The sequence below is a fragment of the Amycolatopsis sp. lyj-90 genome, assembly GCF_046549035.1.
In the GTDB taxonomy this organism is placed as follows: domain Bacteria; phylum Actinomycetota; class Actinomycetes; order Mycobacteriales; family Pseudonocardiaceae; genus Amycolatopsis.
Map to the genome: position 1 here is coordinate 1,155,896 of NZ_JAJPWP010000001.1, position 17,933 is coordinate 1,173,828.

15 protein-coding genes are annotated in these 17,933 nt (G+C 68.9%); 7 read left to right on the forward strand and 8 right to left on the reverse strand.

Annotated elements, in window-relative coordinates:
• Positions 1–109: 109 nt before the first annotated feature.
• Positions 110–1,678: an FAD-dependent oxidoreductase gene (locus ACLJPX_RS04980; protein WP_410598922.1), complete on the reverse strand. Its 1,569-nt coding sequence runs from the start codon at positions 1,676–1,678 to the stop codon at positions 110–112.
• 68 nt (positions 1,679–1,746) lie between these two features.
• Here ACLJPX_RS04980 and ACLJPX_RS04985 point away from each other — a divergent pair, with 68 nt between their 5' ends.
• Positions 1,747–2,355 (forward strand): TetR family transcriptional regulator, encoded by a 609-nt coding sequence (locus ACLJPX_RS04985; protein ID WP_101607715.1) that lies wholly within the window; start codon positions 1,747–1,749, stop codon positions 2,353–2,355.
• Positions 2,356–2,428: 73 nt separating this feature from the next.
• Here ACLJPX_RS04985 and ovoA read toward each other — a convergent pair whose 3' ends face one another.
• Positions 2,429–4,699: a 5-histidylcysteine sulfoxide synthase gene (gene ovoA, locus ACLJPX_RS04990; protein WP_410598923.1), complete on the reverse strand. Its 2,271-nt coding sequence runs from the start codon at positions 4,697–4,699 to the stop codon at positions 2,429–2,431.
• Positions 4,700–4,899: 200 nt separating this feature from the next.
• Between ovoA and ACLJPX_RS04995 the strand changes: the two genes are divergently transcribed.
• On the forward strand, positions 4,900–6,177 hold the full coding sequence (locus tag ACLJPX_RS04995; RefSeq protein WP_410598924.1) for an ATP-grasp domain-containing protein: 1,278 nt from the start codon (positions 4,900–4,902) through the stop codon (positions 6,175–6,177).
• Positions 6,174–7,382 (forward strand): MDR family MFS transporter, encoded by a 1,209-nt coding sequence (locus ACLJPX_RS05000; protein WP_410598925.1) that lies wholly within the window; start codon positions 6,174–6,176, stop codon positions 7,380–7,382. The genes ACLJPX_RS04995 and ACLJPX_RS05000 overlap by 4 nt, the downstream gene beginning before the upstream one ends.
• Before the next feature lie 48 nt (positions 7,383–7,430).
• Here the strand turns inward: ACLJPX_RS05000 and ACLJPX_RS05005 are convergent, their stop codons facing one another.
• The 4 genes from ACLJPX_RS05005 to ACLJPX_RS05020 form a co-directional block, all read right to left on the reverse strand.
• A complete protein-coding gene (locus ACLJPX_RS05005; protein ID WP_410598926.1) occupies positions 7,431–7,955 on the reverse strand; it encodes a hypothetical protein in 525 nt (174 codons plus the stop codon).
• Positions 7,956–8,440: 485 nt separating this feature from the next.
• Positions 8,441–9,904, reverse strand: coding sequence for a M20/M25/M40 family metallo-hydrolase (locus ACLJPX_RS05010; RefSeq protein ID WP_410598927.1), 1,464 nt, complete (start codon positions 9,902–9,904; stop codon positions 8,441–8,443).
• Positions 9,897–10,724 carry a M55 family metallopeptidase gene (locus ACLJPX_RS05015; RefSeq protein ID WP_410598928.1) on the reverse strand — a complete coding sequence of 276 codons (828 nt, stop codon included), beginning with the start codon at positions 10,722–10,724 and terminating at the stop codon, positions 9,897–9,899. The genes ACLJPX_RS05010 and ACLJPX_RS05015 overlap by 8 nt, the downstream gene beginning before the upstream one ends.
• 42 nt (positions 10,725–10,766) lie before the next feature.
• Entirely contained in the window at positions 10,767–11,363 is a 597-nt protein-coding gene (locus tag ACLJPX_RS05020) for a hypothetical protein (RefSeq protein ID WP_410598929.1), read from the reverse strand.
• A gap of 282 nt (positions 11,364–11,645) precedes the next feature.
• On the opposite strand from ACLJPX_RS05020, the gene abc-f reads away from it, so the two are divergent.
• On the forward strand, positions 11,646–13,274 hold the full coding sequence (abc-f, locus tag ACLJPX_RS05025) for a ribosomal protection-like ABC-F family protein (protein WP_410598930.1): 1,629 nt from the start codon (positions 11,646–11,648) through the stop codon (positions 13,272–13,274).
• Positions 13,275–13,283: 9 nt separating this feature from the next.
• Here abc-f and ACLJPX_RS05030 read toward each other — a convergent pair whose 3' ends face one another.
• On the reverse strand, positions 13,284–14,549 hold the full coding sequence (locus ACLJPX_RS05030; protein ID WP_410598931.1) for a family 1 glycosylhydrolase: 1,266 nt from the start codon (positions 14,547–14,549) through the stop codon (positions 13,284–13,286).
• Positions 14,550–14,730: 181 nt separating this feature from the next.
• On the opposite strand from ACLJPX_RS05030, the gene ACLJPX_RS05035 reads away from it, so the two are divergent.
• Both ACLJPX_RS05035 and ACLJPX_RS05040 read left to right on the forward strand, forming a co-directional pair.
• Entirely contained in the window at positions 14,731–15,576 is an 846-nt protein-coding gene (locus ACLJPX_RS05035) for an LLM class flavin-dependent oxidoreductase (protein WP_101607720.1), read from the forward strand.
• Positions 15,577–15,770: 194 nt separating this feature from the next.
• On the forward strand, positions 15,771–16,373 hold the full coding sequence (locus tag ACLJPX_RS05040) for a CGNR zinc finger domain-containing protein (protein WP_410598932.1): 603 nt from the start codon (positions 15,771–15,773) through the stop codon (positions 16,371–16,373).
• Here the strand turns inward: ACLJPX_RS05040 and ACLJPX_RS05045 are convergent.
• Positions 16,316–16,567 (reverse strand): hypothetical protein, encoded by a 252-nt coding sequence (locus ACLJPX_RS05045; protein ID WP_410598933.1) that lies wholly within the window; start codon positions 16,565–16,567, stop codon positions 16,316–16,318. The two genes, ACLJPX_RS05040 and ACLJPX_RS05045, sit on opposite strands and share 58 nt — an antisense overlap.
• 273 nt (positions 16,568–16,840) lie before the next feature.
• On the opposite strand from ACLJPX_RS05045, the gene ACLJPX_RS05050 reads away from it, so the two are divergent.
• Entirely contained in the window at positions 16,841–17,920 is a 1,080-nt protein-coding gene (locus tag ACLJPX_RS05050) for a glycoside hydrolase family 5 protein (protein WP_101607723.1), read from the forward strand.
• Positions 17,921–17,933: the final 13 nt, after the last annotated feature.

The window sequence follows — 17,933 nt, forward strand, 5'->3', positions numbered from 1 at the left end:
TTCTACGGACACCCTGCCCGACAGGGTGATCATGGCGGTGTGACGTTGCTGATCCGGCCGGACGAGGGCGATGGAGCGAGGCTCCGCCGCCCTCGGGAACCACGGGTGGTCAGACGCCGGCCCAGCGCTCGATCGCGGTGTCGAGCAGCTTCCTCGCGTTGTCGTCGGAGACGTTGTCCGCCCACGCGATGATCCCGTCCGGACGCACGAACAGGCTCGGCTGCCAAGCATCGGGATCCGCCACGTAGGCGACCAGGTGTTCCAGGCCGCGGACCGCTTCGGCGTACCGGCTCTCGGCGGACCGGTCGACGAGAACGAACCGGCCGTCGTGGGCGTGGTCGGCGAGACGGCCTCCGGTGCTCAGCTCGGCGTCCCCGGTGATGGAGCCGACCGGGTGCTCGCCGTCCTCTGCGACGTCGTACCGCTGCAGGATCCCGGAGGACAGCGCGATCATGTGGTTCGTCGCGCCCGGAACGGTGAACAGGTCGTCGTCGATCACCTTCCGCAGCCGTGCGGTGCGTTCGTCGCCACGCATGAGGGCGACCTGCGCCCTCGTCCAGTCCAGCACCCACGCGCCGATCGGATGCCGCTCGGAGTGGTAGGTGTCGAGTAGCCCCGCCGGAGCCGTGCCCAGAATGGTCGCGGCGAGTTTCCAGCCGAGGTTCACCGCGTCGCCGAGGCCGAGGTTGAGACCCTGCGCGCTGAACGGGGAATGCACGTGGGCGGCGTCGCCCGCGAGGAACACCCGGCCGCGACGGTAGGTCTGTGCCTGACGAGCGTTGTCCGACCATCGGGTCGCCCGGCCGTGCAAACCGGTGATCGTCACGGGGACCCCGCTGACCTCCCGCACCGCGCTCTGCAGTTCCTCGACGGTCACGGGCGCGTCGCGATCCTCCGGCTGCGGCGCGAACCGCGCGACGAGGATGCGTCCGGGCACCGGGCCGTAGGTGTAGATGCCGCGAGGGGTCCAATTCCAGCCGCGGCGCAACTCGCCCGGGTCGTCGAAATCGGCGATCGCCTGATACCCGACGAGTTCCGGATCGGTGCCCACGAAATCGACGCCGAGCGTCCTGCGGATGACGCTCCGGCCGCCGTCGGCCGCCACGACCCATCCGGCCGTGAAGTCACCGGCACTGGTCTCGACGACGACGTCGGCATCGTCGTCCAGGTCCGTGCCCGTGCCACGCAGCCCCCGCACCTCGACGCCGCGGCGGATTTCGACGCCGAGCCGGGCGCAATGTGCCCCGAGAAGCAGTTCGAGATCGTGCTGCGGCACCCAGATGCCGTTGGCCACGGCGGTGTGCGCGGCCAGCACCGGATCGTCCTGGTCGACGAGGTCGTGCCGGAACATGAGCCCCGCGAAATGGCCGATGACCGCGAACCGGCGGGATTTCTCGTTGGCCGCGTCCTCGAGCGCGCGCACGGTCCGGTTCATCCGTCCGGTGGTGAAGGCGCCGGAGGCGGCGAGGCGACCGCGCTGCACCTCTTCCGCGGCGGGAAGCAGCCCGCGCCGGTCGAGGATTTCCGCACTGGCGACGTTGATCGAACCGGACTTGATCGTCTGATCGGGCTCTTCGAGCCGCTCCAGCACGGTCACCCGCACTCCCCGCAAGGTCAGCTCGCTCGCGAGGAAGAGACCGGTGGGCCCCGCTCCGACGACGATCACATCGTTCCGCATGACAGCTCTCCAAGGCTTACTCGATAAGTTTACTTGGTAAGCTTAACGAGTAAAGGTACGGTTGTCACATGGCGAAGCGAGGAGACAGGGGCGGGGCGAAGACGCGGGCGCATATCGCCGCCGTCGCGACAGAGCTGTTCCTGGAGCGCGACTTCGACGACGTCACCGTCGCCGAGGTCGCCGCCGCGGCCGGTGTCTCGAAGGTGACGGTGTTCGCGCACTTCGATCGCAAAGAGGATCTCGCGCTCGACAGGCTGCCCGACGCCGTCGGCATCGCCAGGGCCGCGATCCGCGAGCGGCCGGACGGCGTGGGTGTCGTCGAAGCCTTCCGCCGGACGGCTCTCGCCCTCGCGGAGGAACAACATCCGCTCTCAGGACTGGCCGAGGGGGGCGATCCGCTCGCGCGCACCGTCGCCGGTTCGCGGGCGCTCATCGCACGGCTGCGCGAGTTCGAGCACGAGATCGAGGCGGAGCTGGCCGACGAGCTCGAGAACGACGCCCGGTTCTCGGGCGACAGCGAGCTGGTCGCCGCGCTGATCGTCGCGGCGTACCGCACCGTCGCCGTGGCGACGGTGCGGCGCCGTCTCGCCGGAGACGACCTCGCCGCCGTGGTCACCGCGCACTGTGAGCGGCTGAATGCCGCTTTCGGCGCGCTGTCCACCGCTTTGCAAGGCTGAGCTCATGCCGGCTTGGCGGCGAGGGTCGGGCCGCACCAGATGCGGGAGCACCTGATGCGGCCCTGTGGCGGGGTCAGCGCTTACGCCAGATCGAGACCTCCAGATCGGTGATCTCGTACCGGCGGCCGTCGACCCTGGTCAGGCTCGGCTCCGTGTCCTCCGACAGCAGCTCGAACGCCTCGCCGAGGACGTTCGCGAGCTCGGCGGCCGACGCCCGCGGGAGCGCCACGAGCAGCAGCCCTCCGGCACGCAGCAGGTTCGCCGAACCGACGAGCGGTCGCAGGTAGCCCGCCGCGCCGCCGAGCCGGTCGAAGGCGTCCGCCACGACCGCGCCGTCGAAAGTGCCGAGAGCGGCGGGCGGACGAGCGGTCTCGGCGAGGACGAACGAGACACTGCCGCCCGCCGAGAGCGACGGCCGCCGCGCGTGCAGCTCCCCGCGTCCCGGGACCCGGTAGCCGACATCCGTGCCTTCGGCGAGCCGGTCGGCCGCGGTGATGAACGACGGCCGGTCGTCCAGGCCGACCACCTCGACCGGATGCCGGGCCAGCGAGAACGCCAGCCCGCCCGCCGCGGTGGCGAGATCCGCGACCCGGCGTAGCTCGACGCCGGCCGCGGCAGCGGCTTCGGTGAACCTCGCGGTCAGCCGGTCGGGATAGGCCGCGGTCGCGGCCAGGGGGTGCCCGGCCCGGCCGAAGGCCTGTTCGGCGGTGCCGTACTGGCCGAGCAGCACCCGGTCGAGCTCCGCGCGCGCCTCACTGTCCACAGTGGATTCCGGTGCCACGACCAGCCGGATCCCCGCCTGCTGCAGGAAATGCGGGCGGTAGAAATGCCGCGCCCAGATGCTGCCGAGTTCGCCGGTGCTGATGTAGGCCCCGCCGAGGATCAGCTGATGCTGCCCTCCGTAACTGGGTACCGAGAAGTCCTCGTAGTAAGGATGCGGGGTGAAGCCTTCGAGTGGGTTGAAGGTGTCTTCGCTCCACGTCCACAGGTTGCCGCCGGCGTCGTGCAAGCCCTGCGAGGTCGTCGGTGAGTGGTCGACAGGACCTTCCGAACCCCAAGCCAGGCCGAGGTTGACGCCTGCCTCACGCAACTGCGCGCCGTCGAGCCGCATGACCACGTCGTCCGCGACGCCGGGACGTTCCGGCAGGTCGCGCAACAGGAAGTACTCCGCTTCGGTCGGCAGCCGGTAGTCCCGGCCCTCCTTTTCGGACCGCCAGGCGGCGAATGCCTTGGCCTCGTGGTAATTCACCACCACCGGCCAGTCCCACGGCATGTCGATCTCGTCGAACAGCGTGCGCAACCGGAACGCGTGCAGCCCGGTCGGGCCGGTCGGTATCCAGAACCGCGGCCACTTGGTGTTGCGGAAGCGGCGCCAAGCCTCGCCCTCCGCCGACCACAACTCCGGCCGCCGGTAACCGCCGTCGGCGACGAATCCGTGGAACTCGCCGTTGCTCACGAGACAGCGGGCCGCTTCGAAGTCCGGCAGCTCCTGGCGGCGTGAGCCGTACGCGCTGTCCCAGCCGTAAGACGGGAAGGACAGCGGCTTGCCGAGCTGGGCCGTGCGCCCGGGCACGGTGACGGTGCCGTTGGCAGGAACGGAACCCGGCTCGGGTTTGCCGGTCTCGGTGGTGCGGCGCAGCGGTGACGGCGACGGCCACGCGGCGGGCCGTTCGACCAGGCGCGACCGCATCTCGCGGACCAGCACCGAACTGGTCTCGAGGTGGATGCGATCGTGCTCGATGGACAGCAGCAGGGCCCACGCCTGGTCGTTCATCGTCACCGGCCGCCCGAGGTCAGGGGCGAACGGCGTGGTCTCGATGATGCCGACGACCGTCCGGTACACCTCGGCCCGGTAGTCCTTCACCTCCGAAACCGACGGCCACACCATCTCGTTCTTCGACATGTCGTCCCACGAGTTCTCGTCGACACCCATTTCCAGGATGTGCTCGAGATAGGCGTCGATCGGCGCGTCCAGCAGCCCGGAAACCCGCAGCTTGTTGACGTACAGCGAAGTCGTGTGGCCGTAGTAGAAGATCATCGGGTGCCGCAGGTTGTGGTCCGGCGGACGGTAGAAGGCCTCCGCGCCCTTCAGTCCGGCGAACATCACCTCATGCAGTGTCCAGGCGTTGTCGAAGTAGTCCAGCACCTCTTCGCGGCTGCAGACGGACAGGTCGGGCAACGGCAGCGCCCTGATCTCGCCGGATTCGGCCACACCGGGGCAGCGGCCGGGTTCCGGGCGGATCCCGGTGTACCACCACTGTGGATCCCGGGTTCCGTTCAACCGCTCGTCGGCGTGCTTTACAGCATTTCTCTCCCACGGTTCCGTGTTGACTGTCGACGTCATCTGACCTCACTTCACTTCTCGGTGCGCGGCGGGACAGGTTGCGGAAACCGTCGCATCTTCCAAAAGGCGATTTCCTCTCCTGCCGTGCCGTGGACCGCTCTATGGAAGACGGCGGGCACGGGAGCGCAAGCGGGAAGATGCCGTTTGATCACGGTGGATGGGACCGTCGGTGTCCGTTCCCACCTGTTGAGAGGTGAACCTTGCCGTCGAAGCCCTGTGTCGTACTCGTGGACACCTACGAAACGGCCGATCACGGGCTGCCGCAGACCGCCCGGCACATCGCGCCGACGTTTCTGGCCTTGGGCGCGGAATGTGTGCGGGTGCAGAGCGCGCCCGACGCGCCCGGGCAGTACCGGACGTCCTCGCCGACCATGAGCAACTACCGCGAGAACATCGTCCACGACGGCGATCTCACGAAGACGCTGGACGCGCTGTCCGTGCACGAGCCGGTCGCGGTCGTGGCCGGCGGCGAATACGCGGTCGCGTTCACCGATGTGCTCAGCGAGGCACTGGGGGTGCCGTCGAACGGCACCGCCCTGTCCTTGGCCCGGCGGGACAAGTTCGCGATGGGGGAGGCCGTCGACGCGGCGGGCCTCAATGGCGCGAGACAACTCCTGACCGCCGATGAGGCGGAACTCGCCGCCTGGCACCGGGAAATCGGCGGCCGGATCGTGGTCAAGCCGAACCGCAGCGCCGGTGGCGACGGGGTGGCCTTCTGCGACACCCCGGAGCGGTCGGTCGAGGCCTTGCGCGCGATCACCAGCCGCCAGAACGTGTTCTCCGAGGACAACGACTTCGTCGTGGCGCAGGAGTATCTCGCCGGCAGCGAGTACATGGTCAACACGGTGAGCATGGACGGACTGCACCAGGTGTGCGACATCTGGAAGAGTTCGCGGTTCGCCGTCAACGGGGTGTCCGATCTGCTCGGCGCCTGCCAGATCGTGCCGCGTCGCGCGCCGGGCCACGACGAACTGGTGGAGTACGCGTTCGCCGTGCTCGACGCGGTGGGCATCCGGCACGGGGCCGCGCACGTCGAGATCAAGCTGACCCCACAGGGACCGCGGCTGATCGAGGTGGGTTCCCGGCTTTCGGGCGGCGACCTGCCGCATCTGGCACGGCTCGCGATCGGCGAGTCCCAGCTGGACTGGATGGCCGACGCGGTGCTCCGGCCGGAGAGGTTCCGCGAGCGCTGGGGTGAGGACTACCGGATCCAGCGGCACTACGCCTGGTCCGCGCTGCTCTCGCCGGTCGAAGGCACGCTCCGCCGGTACACGGTGCTCGAGGAGATCGAGCGGCTGGAGAGCTTCCACGAGATGTTCGTGCTGACCCGGCCGGGGAAGCCGTTGCGCCGCACAGTCGACGACACGACGTTCCCGGTGGTCGTCACGTTCATGCACGAGATCGAGGAATACGTCCTGCGCGACCTCGGCACGCTGCGGTACCTCGACGGTGTGGGCTGTTACGAGCTGGAATCATGACGGCACAAGGGTTCCTGCGGACTCGGCTCGGCGGGCTGCCCAAAACGTTCTGGGTGCTGTGGACGGGCACGCTCGTCAACCGGCTCGGCACGATGGTGCTGCCGTTCCTGGCGCTGTACCTGACCAGCGACCGCGGCCTTTCGGTGGCGACGGCGGGTACCGTGCTGGCACTGCTCGGGATCGGGCAGGTGTTCTCGCAGCTGATCGGCGGCGTGCTGGCCGACCGCATCGGACGGCGGGCGACGCTGACCGGCGGCATGCTCGCGACCGGCGCGATCATGCTCGTGCTGGGGTACGTCGAGCGCCTCGAACTGATCGCGGTCGCCGCGCTGCTGCTCGGGCTGGCGCTCGACGTGTTCCGCCCGGCGACCCAGTCGATCGTGGCGGATCTGGTGCCGGGCGCCGACCGCACGCGGGCTTTCGGGCTGCTGCTGTGGGCGATCAACCTCGGCTTCTCGATCGCGATGGTTCTGGGCGGCACGATGGCCCGCGCCGGCTTCACGACGTTGTTCTGGGTGGACGCGGCGACGTGCGTGCTGTTCGCCCTGTTGGTGTGGAAGGCGGTACCGGAGACGCGAGGTGGCGGCCCGACCCGGGAGCGGGGTGGCTTCACCGTCGTCCTGCGCGACCGGGTCATGGTCGGGTTGATGCTGGTCTCGCTGGCGGTCGCGTTCGTGTTCCTGCAGAGCTTGGCCACCCTCCCGCTGGCGATGAGAGAGGACGGCCTTTCGCCGGCGGGGTACGGCCTGGTGATGGCCGTCAACGGGGTCGTCATCGTGGTCGTGCAGCCGCTGGTGGGTCACCGGCTGGGCCGTTGGGATCCCTCGCGGGTGCTCGCGTGCGGGATCCTGTTGACGGGCTTGGGTTTCGGTGCCACGGCCTTCGCGTCGACGACACTGGTGTACGCGGCGTGCGCGGTGTTCTGGACGCTCGGAGAGATCGTGATCCAGTCGGTGGGCGTCGCGATCGTGGCCGAACTGGCCCCACCTCATCTGCGTGGCCGCTACAACGGCGCTTACGGCACGGCGGCGGGCCTCGCCGCGTTCGTCGCCCCGCTCGGCGGAACCCAGCTGCTGGTGCTGGGCGCGCCGGTGCTGTGGACGGTCTGCCTGGCCTTGTGCCTGGCCGCGGCCGTCGGCCAGCTGTTGCTCGGCAACGCCGTCCGCCGCCGGATGACCGCCACGGTCGTTCCCGTGGCGGTCTGATCCGGCTTCATCCCGCGGTGGGACGACCGTCCATCCTGGACGCGAGGATCACCGGTAGTCGAGCCAGCCGCACACGTAGTAGTTCGTGTCCTCGTTCCGCTCGACGTTCCAGGAGTAGACCACGTCCCCCGCGAGTCTGCCAGTGCGCGCGTTCCGCTGGGTGACAGTGGCCTGGACCGTCACGAACTCCTGTCCCGGCGGGACGGAGTACGGCAGCATCTGCCAGCGCTCGACGTAGTGCCCGTGGAGTTCGAACCCGAGCAGCGTCTCGCGCAGGCGCGGGCACGTGCCGCTGCGCAACGCGGTCATGTCGTGGTTGGCCAGGCCGTTCATGTAGACCTGGAACACCCGGTCGATCGCGGCGGGTTCGAGGCTTGGCGCGGAAGACGAAGTCGGCGCCGGGGGCGTCACGGTCAGGGTCCGGGTCTCGACCGAGGGAGCCGAGTACGACGTGGACGTCTCGGGCGCGGAATCGGAACGCGGTACCGAGAGCCCGCCTCGGCACGCCGAAAGGACCGTGCCGAGGCCGATCAGGAGCACGCCCGCCCGAGCGCGCGAAGTCAGAGGTGTCACCCCGCCGACGCTAAGCGGCCTTCATGAAATTCGGATGAAGCGAGTCGGGTGCCGGCGTCGGGCCACTTGAGTGGCAATGCGGGTTCTCGGGCGGGCCATGCTGGACCGAAGGCTCCCTTCGCCGCGTCCGATGCAGCGAAGGAAGCCTTCGGCGTCGGGGATCTGGACCGGCCGCGCCCCGACTGTCCACATGGGATACTTTCAGGCGGACAATTGTCCTTTTGGCGCCCATATGCACGCTTTGTAACAGGGGTCGTGAGTGGCAAAGAGGGTTCTAACCCTCTTTGCCACTCACGACCTCCTCGCAAACTGCACATCTAGCCATCAATCGGACATTAAGCTGCCGGGAAGTGTCCCTTGTGGACACTCGGGAACGGCTGGGCCCCTAGGCCAGTCCAGAACCACGCCGCGAAGGCACCTTTCGACCTTGAAGCCAGCGAAGGGGTCCTTCACCCCTCAATAACCCGACACCACTCACGAGGCGGTCAGCAGTTCTCCAGGAAATGCCGCAGGACCCGCGTGCCGAACCGCAGCCCCTCGACGGGGACGCGTTCGTCGACACCGTGCGCCATCGCGCGATAGGGGAAGCCTTCCGGCAGCCACAGCGGCGCGAACCCGTAGCAGTCGATCCCGAGCGGGCTGAACGCCTTCGCGTCCGTCCCACCGCCCATGCAGTAGGGGACCACCACGGCTTCGGGATCCTCCGAACGCAGCGCGTCCGCCATCGCGTCGAACCACGGCGAATCCACCGGAGCCTGGACCGGCGGCTGGTGCGCGACGAACTCGCGGGTGACGCCTTCGCCCAGCATCGCGTCGATCTCGGCGAACAGCTCCGTCTCGGCACCGGGGAGGACACGGACGTCCACCTGGGCCTCGGCCGAACTCGGGATCACGTTCACCTTGTAGCCCGCGTCGAGCATGGTCGGTGTCGTGCTGTTGCGGACCGTCGGCACCACCAGCGCTCCGGCGGGCCCGAGCCGCGCGATCGTCCCGTCCACATCGGACAGATCGACCGGGACGCCGAGCGCTTCGCCGGTGCGCTCCAGGAACGCCTGGACCGTCGGGGTCAGCTGGATCGGCCAGCGGTGCGCGGCGATCTTGCCGAGCGCGGTGACCAGCCGGGTGACGGCGTTTTCGTCGTTGGGGCGCGATCCGTGCCCCGCGCGGCCCTTGGCGGTCAGCCGCAGATGCGCGGTGCCGCGTTCGGCCGTCGCCACCGGATAGAGCCGCACGGCCCGGCCGTCGGCCGCGGGGACGTGGTAGCTGTAGGCCCCCGACTCGCTGATCGCGGCCGCGCAGCCGTCGAACAGGTGCCGGTGCTCCGCGGCGAGCCAGTGCGCGCCGTACTCGCCCTTGTCCTCCTCGTCGGCCACGAACGCCAGCACGATGTCCCGTCGCGGCCGGAAACCGGTGGCGAGGGCGGCGAGGACCATCGCGATGAAGTCCTTCATGTCGACCGCGCCGCGCCCCCAGAGGAACCCGTCGCGGACCTCGCCGGAGAACGGGTCCACCGACCAGTCGGCGGCGTCGGCGGGGACGACGTCGAGATGTCCCTGCACCAGCAGCGCGGGCAGGCCCGGGTCGGTGCCCGGGACACGCGCTATCACATTCGCGCGCCGGTGCGCGGACTCGATGATCTTCGCGCCGATCCCGAGCCCGGACAGCAGCGACGCGACGTACTCGGCCGCCTCGCGCTCGCCCTCGGAATCCCCGTTACCCCGGTTCGTGGTGTCGAACCGGATCAACCGCGAACAAACTTCGACGACATCCATCTCAGTGTTGTTTCGGGAACCCTCATCCGCGATCACGTCGCCAGGGCGCACCTTTTCGCCGCCTGCCGCGTCTTCGCCGAGGGCGCCCTGCCGCCGCGATAGCGGGGCCTGCGGCCGGGCGGGTTCCGTGTCGGCAACTTGGCCGGGAAGCTCGCCCTGCGTTTCCATCTCAGCCATAGATACCCTGCACCGCCCCGGCCGCGATCGCTGTGACGATCTTGAACGCCTTCATCGCTTCGGTCATGTCCGGCGCGTCGAAACCGACTCGCCGCACGCCGATCTGTTCCACCGTCGGGATCACCGCCGTCGCCTGCGCGAGGTGGCTCGCGTCGAACTCCACCTCGATCCGGTGGGGAGTGGTGAACCGTTCGACCCGGCCCGCCCGGTTCATCGCGTCCGCCGCGGCCGAGGACAGCAGCTCGGCGGTCCTCGCGGGAGGGAGGCAGATCGCGGCGTAGCGGCTGATGCACTCCTTCACCGTGACCAGCTCGGCCTCGGGCGCGTAGTCCTGGGCGTCGTCGCAGGCCTTGTCGTCGCCGGAGACGACCAGCACCGGGACGCCGTACTCGGCGGCCATCGCCGCGTTGAGCCTGCCCTCGCTGGCGGGGACGTCGTCGAGCCATACGCCGGTGATCTGATTCTCCAGGTACGTATGGGACAGGACGCCGTCGAAACCGGCACCGGCGTGGTAGCCGAGGAAGACGACGCCGTCCACGCCGGTGTCGATCCCCTGCATCATCGAGAGCGGCTTGTGCCTGCCGGTGAGCATCCGCGCCCGGCCGTCGAGGTCTTCGAGCAGGAGGTTCCGCTGGGACGAGTGCGCCTCGTTGACCAGCACGTCGGTGGCACCGGCGTCGAACAGGCCGGCGATGGTGGCGTTGACGTCGCCGGTGAACAGGCGCCGGAATCGCTGCCATTGTTCCGTTCCGGGGATGACGTCCTCGGTCCAGGTGACGCCGGTGGCGCCCTCCATGTCCGCCGAGATCATGATGCGCATGGAGGGCACCCTAACCGAGGCTCTTTGCCCTCGCCGCCGGAATCAGGGCCAGGAACCCGAACGCGGGTAGACCGCCCAAGCGCGTTCCCAGGCCGCCGCGCGGTGCCGGTCCAGCACCAGCCGGACGACCCGGTGGAGCAGGACGAGCGCGGCGACCACCGCGAACCAGAGCCAGAGGCCGACGAGCACCGAATCGAACACGGCCGTGGACGCGCTTCTCGGGGCGGCGGTGAGGTCGCCGCGGGCGTCGGTCCAGATCGGCACGGGCGATCCGGCGGGGCTGCCCGGCGTCGCGAGGACCCCGCCGGTGTGGCGACCACCGCGCGAGTCGGTCCAGGTCGCCTCGGTGGTGGAATCTTCGGTCCCGACGCTTTCGCTGTCGACGATGCGGACCGGCGCGGCCTTCAGCAGATACGCGGTGGTGGCCTGACGTCCGGCCGCTTCGGCGGCGGCCGCGGTCACCTGCCTGCCGTGGTTGGCGGAGCCGACGGCGGCCGCGACGGGGATGGCGAGGAGCGCGGCGAGGATGACGAGTTTGAGGATGAGGGCTTCGAAGCGGTCGGAGCCGCGGGCGAGCGAGTTGTGACCGGGGAAGAGCCGTCGCCGGAACCGGGCGATCGGACCACTGGACCCGTGCACGAGGAACCCCATTCCCTCAGACCGCGAAAACCTCCGGTGTCGATTCTCGGTCACCGGGGCGTCCTTGTCGCGGTATGGGGACACAGACCACTCTGTGAACCCGTACACAACTTTTAATTCGTTTTGCCCGTCCGCATTCCCCGGCTACCGTCTACCCCATGGGGTTCTTCTTCTACCTGTGATTCTCGTCTTCGACGCGGCCCTGGCGTAGAGCCTTCGCTCCGCCGGGCCGCGTCCTTCCGCGTGCTCTTCTTACTTCCGAGAATCCAGGAGGACGCCCCTATGCGTACCCCGCATCGAAATTCCGGAACACAACTCGTGCTCTCCGGTGTCACCAAACGTTTCGACGACCATGTCGTGCTCGACCAGGTCGGCTTCACCGTCAAACCGGGCGAAAAGGCCGGGGTCATCGGGGACAACGGTTCGGGCAAATCCACCTTGCTCAAGCTGATCGCCGGCCACGACCGGGCGGACAACGGCACGGTGACCGTCACCGCGCCCGGAGGCGTCGGCTACCTCCCGCAGACGTTGGAGCTGCCCGGCACCGCCACGGTCGGGGAGGCGATCGATCTCGCGCTGGCCGATATCCGGGAGCTGGAATCCCGCTTGCGGGCGGCCGAGAAGTCGCTCGAGACCGCCGAAGACCTGGAAGTCTACGGCGACCTGACCGCGGCGTACGAAGCCCGTGGCGGCTACGAGGCCGATGCCAGGGTGGAGGTCGCCTTGCACGGGCTCGGGCAGCCTGGTCTCGACCGCGGTCGAGCGCTGGGCAGCCTGTCCGGCGGGCAGCGGTCCCGGCTGGCGCTCGCCGCGACGTTGGCCGCGTCTCCCGAACTGCTGTTGCTGGACGAGCCGACCAACGATCTCGACGACGAAGCCGTCGCCTGGCTGGAGAACCACCTCCGCGGGCATCGAGGCAGGCTCGTCGCGATCACCCACGACCGCATGTTCCTCAGCCGGGTCACCACCACGATCCTCGAGGTCGACGCCGATCGCCGGACCGTGCACCGGCACGGCGACGGCTACCCGGGTTACCTCGCGGCGAAAGCGGCCGCGCGGGCCCGGTGGGTCCGGGAGTACGAGGTCTGGAAGCTGGAGATGGCCCGTCAAGAACGGCTGGCGGACGTCAACATCGACCGGTTCTCGGCGATCCCGCGCAAGGCGCCGGCCGCCTTCAGCGGGGCCGGTGCGTTCCGGGCCCGTTCCCGGGCGCACGGCGCGATGAGCCGCATCCGGTCGGCCCGGGAGCGGATCCAGCGGCTCGAGGCCGACCCGGTTCCGCCGCCGCCGCGGCCGCTCCGGTTCACCGGGCGGATCGACGCGGGGGAGGTGGAGGCCGATCGGTACGTGGTCAAGGCGGACGGTGTGTCGGTGGACGGTCGTCTGCCGCGGACGTCGCTCTGCGTGCTGCCGGGGGAGCGGGTGCTCGTGACCGGTCCCAACGGGGCGGGCAAGACCACCCTCATGCGGGTGCTCGCCGGTGAACTGGCGCCGTCGGCGGGGTCGGCGGAGCGGGCGGGCCGGATCGGGTTCCTGCACCAGAACGGCGGGCTCGGTGGTGACGCCCGGACCGCCCTCGCGGTCTTCGCCGGCGACGGTGACGAGGAGGAGGCGGCCGAGAGGTTGCTGTCACTGGGCCTGTTCCGGGCGCCGGATCTGCGCAAACCGGTCCGGGAGCTGTCCGTCGGGCAGCGCCGCAGGCTGGAACTGGCCAAGCTGGTGACGGCCAGGACCGACCTCCTCCTGCTCGACGAGCCGACCAACCATCTCGCCCCCGATCTGGTGGAGGAGATGGAACAGGCGCTCGCGGACTACTCCGGCGCGCTCGTGGTCGTCACCCACGACCGGCGGCTGCGGCGGACGTTCGTGGGCAGGCGCCTCGAACTCGCGTCCGAACCGGTGGCCGTCTGATGTGGACGGTCACTTCAAGGGCGCAAGTGGCCCGTCCACCTTCGCCGGGTTGAGGCAACTGCTCAGCCCGTCCACGAGAGAACAAGTCCCGGGTCCGCGTTCGAGCCGGTAGCCCTGCGGAACGCCACCCGCCGTCACCAGAGCCTGGTACGCGGGAACGGCGTCCGTGGGTCGCCGGGTCAGCGCGGGATCGGTGAGCGCGTCCACTGTGTACAGTCCGAACCGGGCACGGTAGCTGCCCCATTCGTAGTTGTCGGTGAGGCTCCAGTAGTTGTAGCCGATGAGGTTCATCCCGTCGGCCTTCGCCCGCTGGAGCCAGTACACGGTGTCGCGCACGTGGTCGCCGCGGGTGTAGTCCGCGTCGCGAAGCCGGCCGTTGTCGGTCGCCATGCCGTTCTCGACGATGTAGAGCGGCAGGCGCGGGAACCGGTTGTGATAGCTGCGCAGCGCGTAGTAGATGCCTTCCGGCTGGAGCTTCACGTCCCAGAACTTGTCGCTCGCGGCGGCGAACACCGTCCAGTTGTCGATGCTGAGGCCGTAGTAGTAGTCGATGCCGATGAAGTCGAGCTTGTCCTTGACCTGGTCGAGGAAGAACCAGTCGGCCATCCCGTTGACCCCGGTGATGTAGGCCTGGTTGCTGGTGACCTTCGAGGCCGGATCGATCTCGTGGATGAGGTCGTAGGCCCGCCGGTGCGCCTGGACGACGTTGGACTGCGCCGCGAAGTACCGCGTCGGGCTCAGCGCGCCGACCTTCTGCTCGTTCTTGAGGAAGATCAGCGGTTCGTTGAATGTCACCCAGAGGACGTCCTGCCCGGCGTAGCGCTGGACGATCTTCCGGCTGAACTGCAGCCACGCGTCCGCTGTCCGGGTCTCGGCCCAGCCGCCCTGGTCCAGCGCCCAGCCCGGGTAGACCCAATGGTTGAGCGTGATCATCGGCGTCATGCCCGCGGCGCGGACCTGCCGGAGCACGTCGTCGTAGAAGGCCAGCTCGCCCTCGTCCCACCGGCCGGGCGAGGGCTCGACGCGAGCCCACTCGATGCCGAAGCGATAGGTGTTGACGCCGAGCCCGGCGGCCAGGCGGATGTCGTCGGCGTAGCGGTGCCGGAAATCCACGGAGTCCCGGTACTCGTCAACGCCATCCTTGCCCGCGGAGCGGTCCACGAACCGCTTCCAATTGCTGTCCGGGGCACTGCCTTCGGACTGGTAACCCGACGACGCGACACCCCAGTAGAAGTCACGGGACCAGTCGTCATCCTGCGATGCGGACGCGTTCACAGCCGAAAGTGTCGCGCATAGTGAGACGGCGACCGCCAAGGCCACCGCCCGGCGTAACCTTCCCCGATGCTCCGGCCACTTCGTCGAACGTTCACCGGTGTCCGCCATCATCCGGACGTTAACGTGAGTGAACGGCGTAAACAAGCGGCCGTCCGGGGACTTCGACGATGACGTTGGGGAGATGATCGACTTGACCGGCAGCACGGTCCGCCATGCCGTCTATCTGCCGCCTTTCGGCCCGTTCGGTGAGCCGGCGGTGCTCGTCGACCTCGCCGTACGCGCGGAGGCGGCGGGCTGGGACGGCTTCTTCCTGTGGGATCACGTGGTCGCGGACACCATGCCCATCGCGGATCCGTGGACCACGCTCGGCGCGATCGCGCACGCGACCAGCGGACTGCTGTTCGGGCCGATGATCACGCCGCCCGCCCGGCGCCGCCCCTGGGTGGTCGCGCGGCACGCGTCGACGGTCAGCAGGCTCTCCGGCGGGCGGCTCATCCTCGGCACCGGGCTCGGTTCGGACGAATCCGGTGACTTCAGCCGATTCGGTGAGCAGACCGACCTGCTGACCCGATCGGCGATGTTCGACGAAGGCCTCGACGTCATCCGCGCGATCTGGTCCGGCAGACGGTTCGACCACGACGGCGCGCACTATCAGGTCGCGCTGGCCGAATCCCCGCCCGAGCCGTTCCCGATCCCGATCTGGGTGGCGAGCTCGACCGACAATCCGCGCGTCGTCCGGCGAGCGGCGTTGTGCGACGGGATCTTCCCGAACCCGGAGGACCACACGCCGACAGCCGAGGAGATCGCCGAGACCCACCGCGCGCTCAATCTGGCCGGGCTGGAACCGGGCCGCCCCTTCGACGTCGCCGTCGCGGGGAACGCGAGCCCCGCGTGGGAGGAGCCGATCAAGGTCGACCTGCCCGCGCTGGGACAGGCCGGGATGACGTGGTGGATGGAATCGCTGATGCATCACGATCCGCTGGAGCTTTCGCAGAAGATCGTGGACGCGGGGCCGCCGCGGTGGTGATCCGGTCGCCTTGGTCGTGAGTGGCGATGGGGGTTAGAACCCGAAACGCCACTCATGTCCACAATGGACTCGCGCTCCACCCCTCGCAGGATTCCGTTGCTCCGAAAGACTTCAACGCCCTTGGGGTGACGCTCACCTTTGGTAGCGTCACCGAAGGCATCCTGCGAACCAGTGATGCCCGGGGGAGGGGCACGATGGCTGACGAGCCGGACGGGACGAGGCTGGACGGGCACCACGCGATGCACCTGGAAACCGGGGTCGCGCTGATCAACGCCTTGACCGGGGGACACGTACACGGCAGACCGAAGCCCGCACTCGGCGGCCACGACCTCGTTCGCGCCGCCACCGAGGCGCTCGGCGACACCCGATCCGGGAACGGCCGGGTCGACCTTCTCGCGGCGGAACGGCTGCGAAATCTCGCGTCGCGGCTGCGGGAGATCATCGAGTCGCTCTCCAGCGGTGAGCCTGACCAAGCGGCCGGGCTGCTCAACCGGATGCTCACCGACAGCAAGGCCCGCCCGTATCTGCACCGCCACGGCGAACAGTCGTGGCATCTGCATTTCCACAGCCCCGAGGCCGACCTCGTCCAGCAGTGGGCGGCCGGGCTGGCGGTGTCGGTGGCCGCCGCGTTCGGCGAGCACATCCCGCATCGGGTCGGGCTGTGCGCGGCGCCGAGGTGCGATCAGGTCTACATCGACGCGAGCCAGGCGCAGATCAAGCGGTTCTGTGGTCTGGCCTGTCAGAACCGGGTGAAGGCCGCGGCGTATCGAGCCCGCGTGCGCCGGTCAGGGGCGTGAGCAGGGCGGCGATCGCCCTCGTCGGTGCTCGCGCGGGCGAAGCGGACCCAGCCCGGCGCGTCCAGGTAGAGGATCGCGCCGTGGCCGCTGCCGGCGTAGCCGAGATGCTCGACCCGCGCGACGACGAGAACCTTCGCGCTCGCGTCGAGTTCGGCCGGCGCGTCGACGCCCGTCATCCCGATGGTGGCGACCACCAGGACGACGCGGTGCCCGTCGTGCGGGCGAGGGTGCCGCCGGTGAGGAGCGCTTCGTCGTCGGGGTGCGCGTGGAAGGCCACGATGGTCGTCACGCTCCGAGCATGCCCGGAGGTCGGTGAAACAGTCGGTGGTCAAGTCTTGACCGTCCGTCGAGCCCGTGGGTAATCTCTCCTTTACTTTCCAATAGTAAGGAAAGTTTCCTATTTAATCCCGCCGCCCTGACCGTCGGCGCACCAACGCCGGTGCCGCCGACGCGAGAGGAGAAGCCGAATGCGTTGGGACAAGATCCGTCTCCGGGTGACGGCCGCACTGGCCGCCGGACTGCTGGCCCCGATCGCCACCGCGAGCACGTCGATGGCGAACGAGACCGCGACAGAACCCGCAACGCAGGCAGCCGCCGCGCTGCCGCCGGGAAGTCCGGCGGCGATCAACGGACAGCTGAAGGTCTGCGGCCTCCAGCTGTGCAACTCCGCGGGCAAGCCGATCCAGCTCCGTGGCATGAGCACGCACGGGATCCAGTGGTACAGCCAATGCGTGAAGACCGCTTCGCTCGACGCGCTGGCGAACGACTGGAAGGCCGACGTCCTCCGGATCTCGATGTACATCCAGGAAGGCGGTTACGAGACCAACCCGCGGAAGTTCACCGACATGGTGCACGGGTACATCGAAGAAGCCACCAAACGGGGTCTGTACGCCCTGGTCGACTGGCACCAGCTCACCCCCGGCGACCCGAACGCGAACCTCAGCCGCGCGAAGACGTTCTTCACCGAGATCGCCCAGCGGCACAAGGACAAGACCAACATCATCTACGACATCGCCAACGAGCCCAACAACGTCAGCTGGGACCGTGTCCGCAGCTACGCGGAGCAGATGATCCCGGTCATCCGCGCCCAGGACTCCGACGGCGTCGTGCTCGTGGGCACCCACGGGTGGGGCTCGCTCGGCATCTCCGACGGTCGCAACGAGACCGACATCATCAACAACCCGGTGCGCGCCAGCAACTTCATGTACACGTTCCACTTCTACGCGGCGTCGCACAAAACCGAGTACTTCAACGCGCTGAGCCGGGCCGCGAGCAAGATCCCGCTGTTCGTGACCGAGTTCGGCACCCAGACCGCCAGCGGTGACGGCGGGAACGACTTCACCAACTCCCAGAAGTACCTGGACTTCCTGGCGTCGAAGAAGATCAGCTGGACCAACTGGAACTTCTCCGACGACAGCCGTTCGGGCGCGGTGTTCAAGCCGGGCACCTGCTCGGGCAGTTCGTTCACCGGCACGGCTCCGTTGAAGCCCGCCGGTGTCTGGATCCGGGACCGCATCCGCACCGCGGACAACTTCCCGACCTCCTGATCCCGGGGAGCGC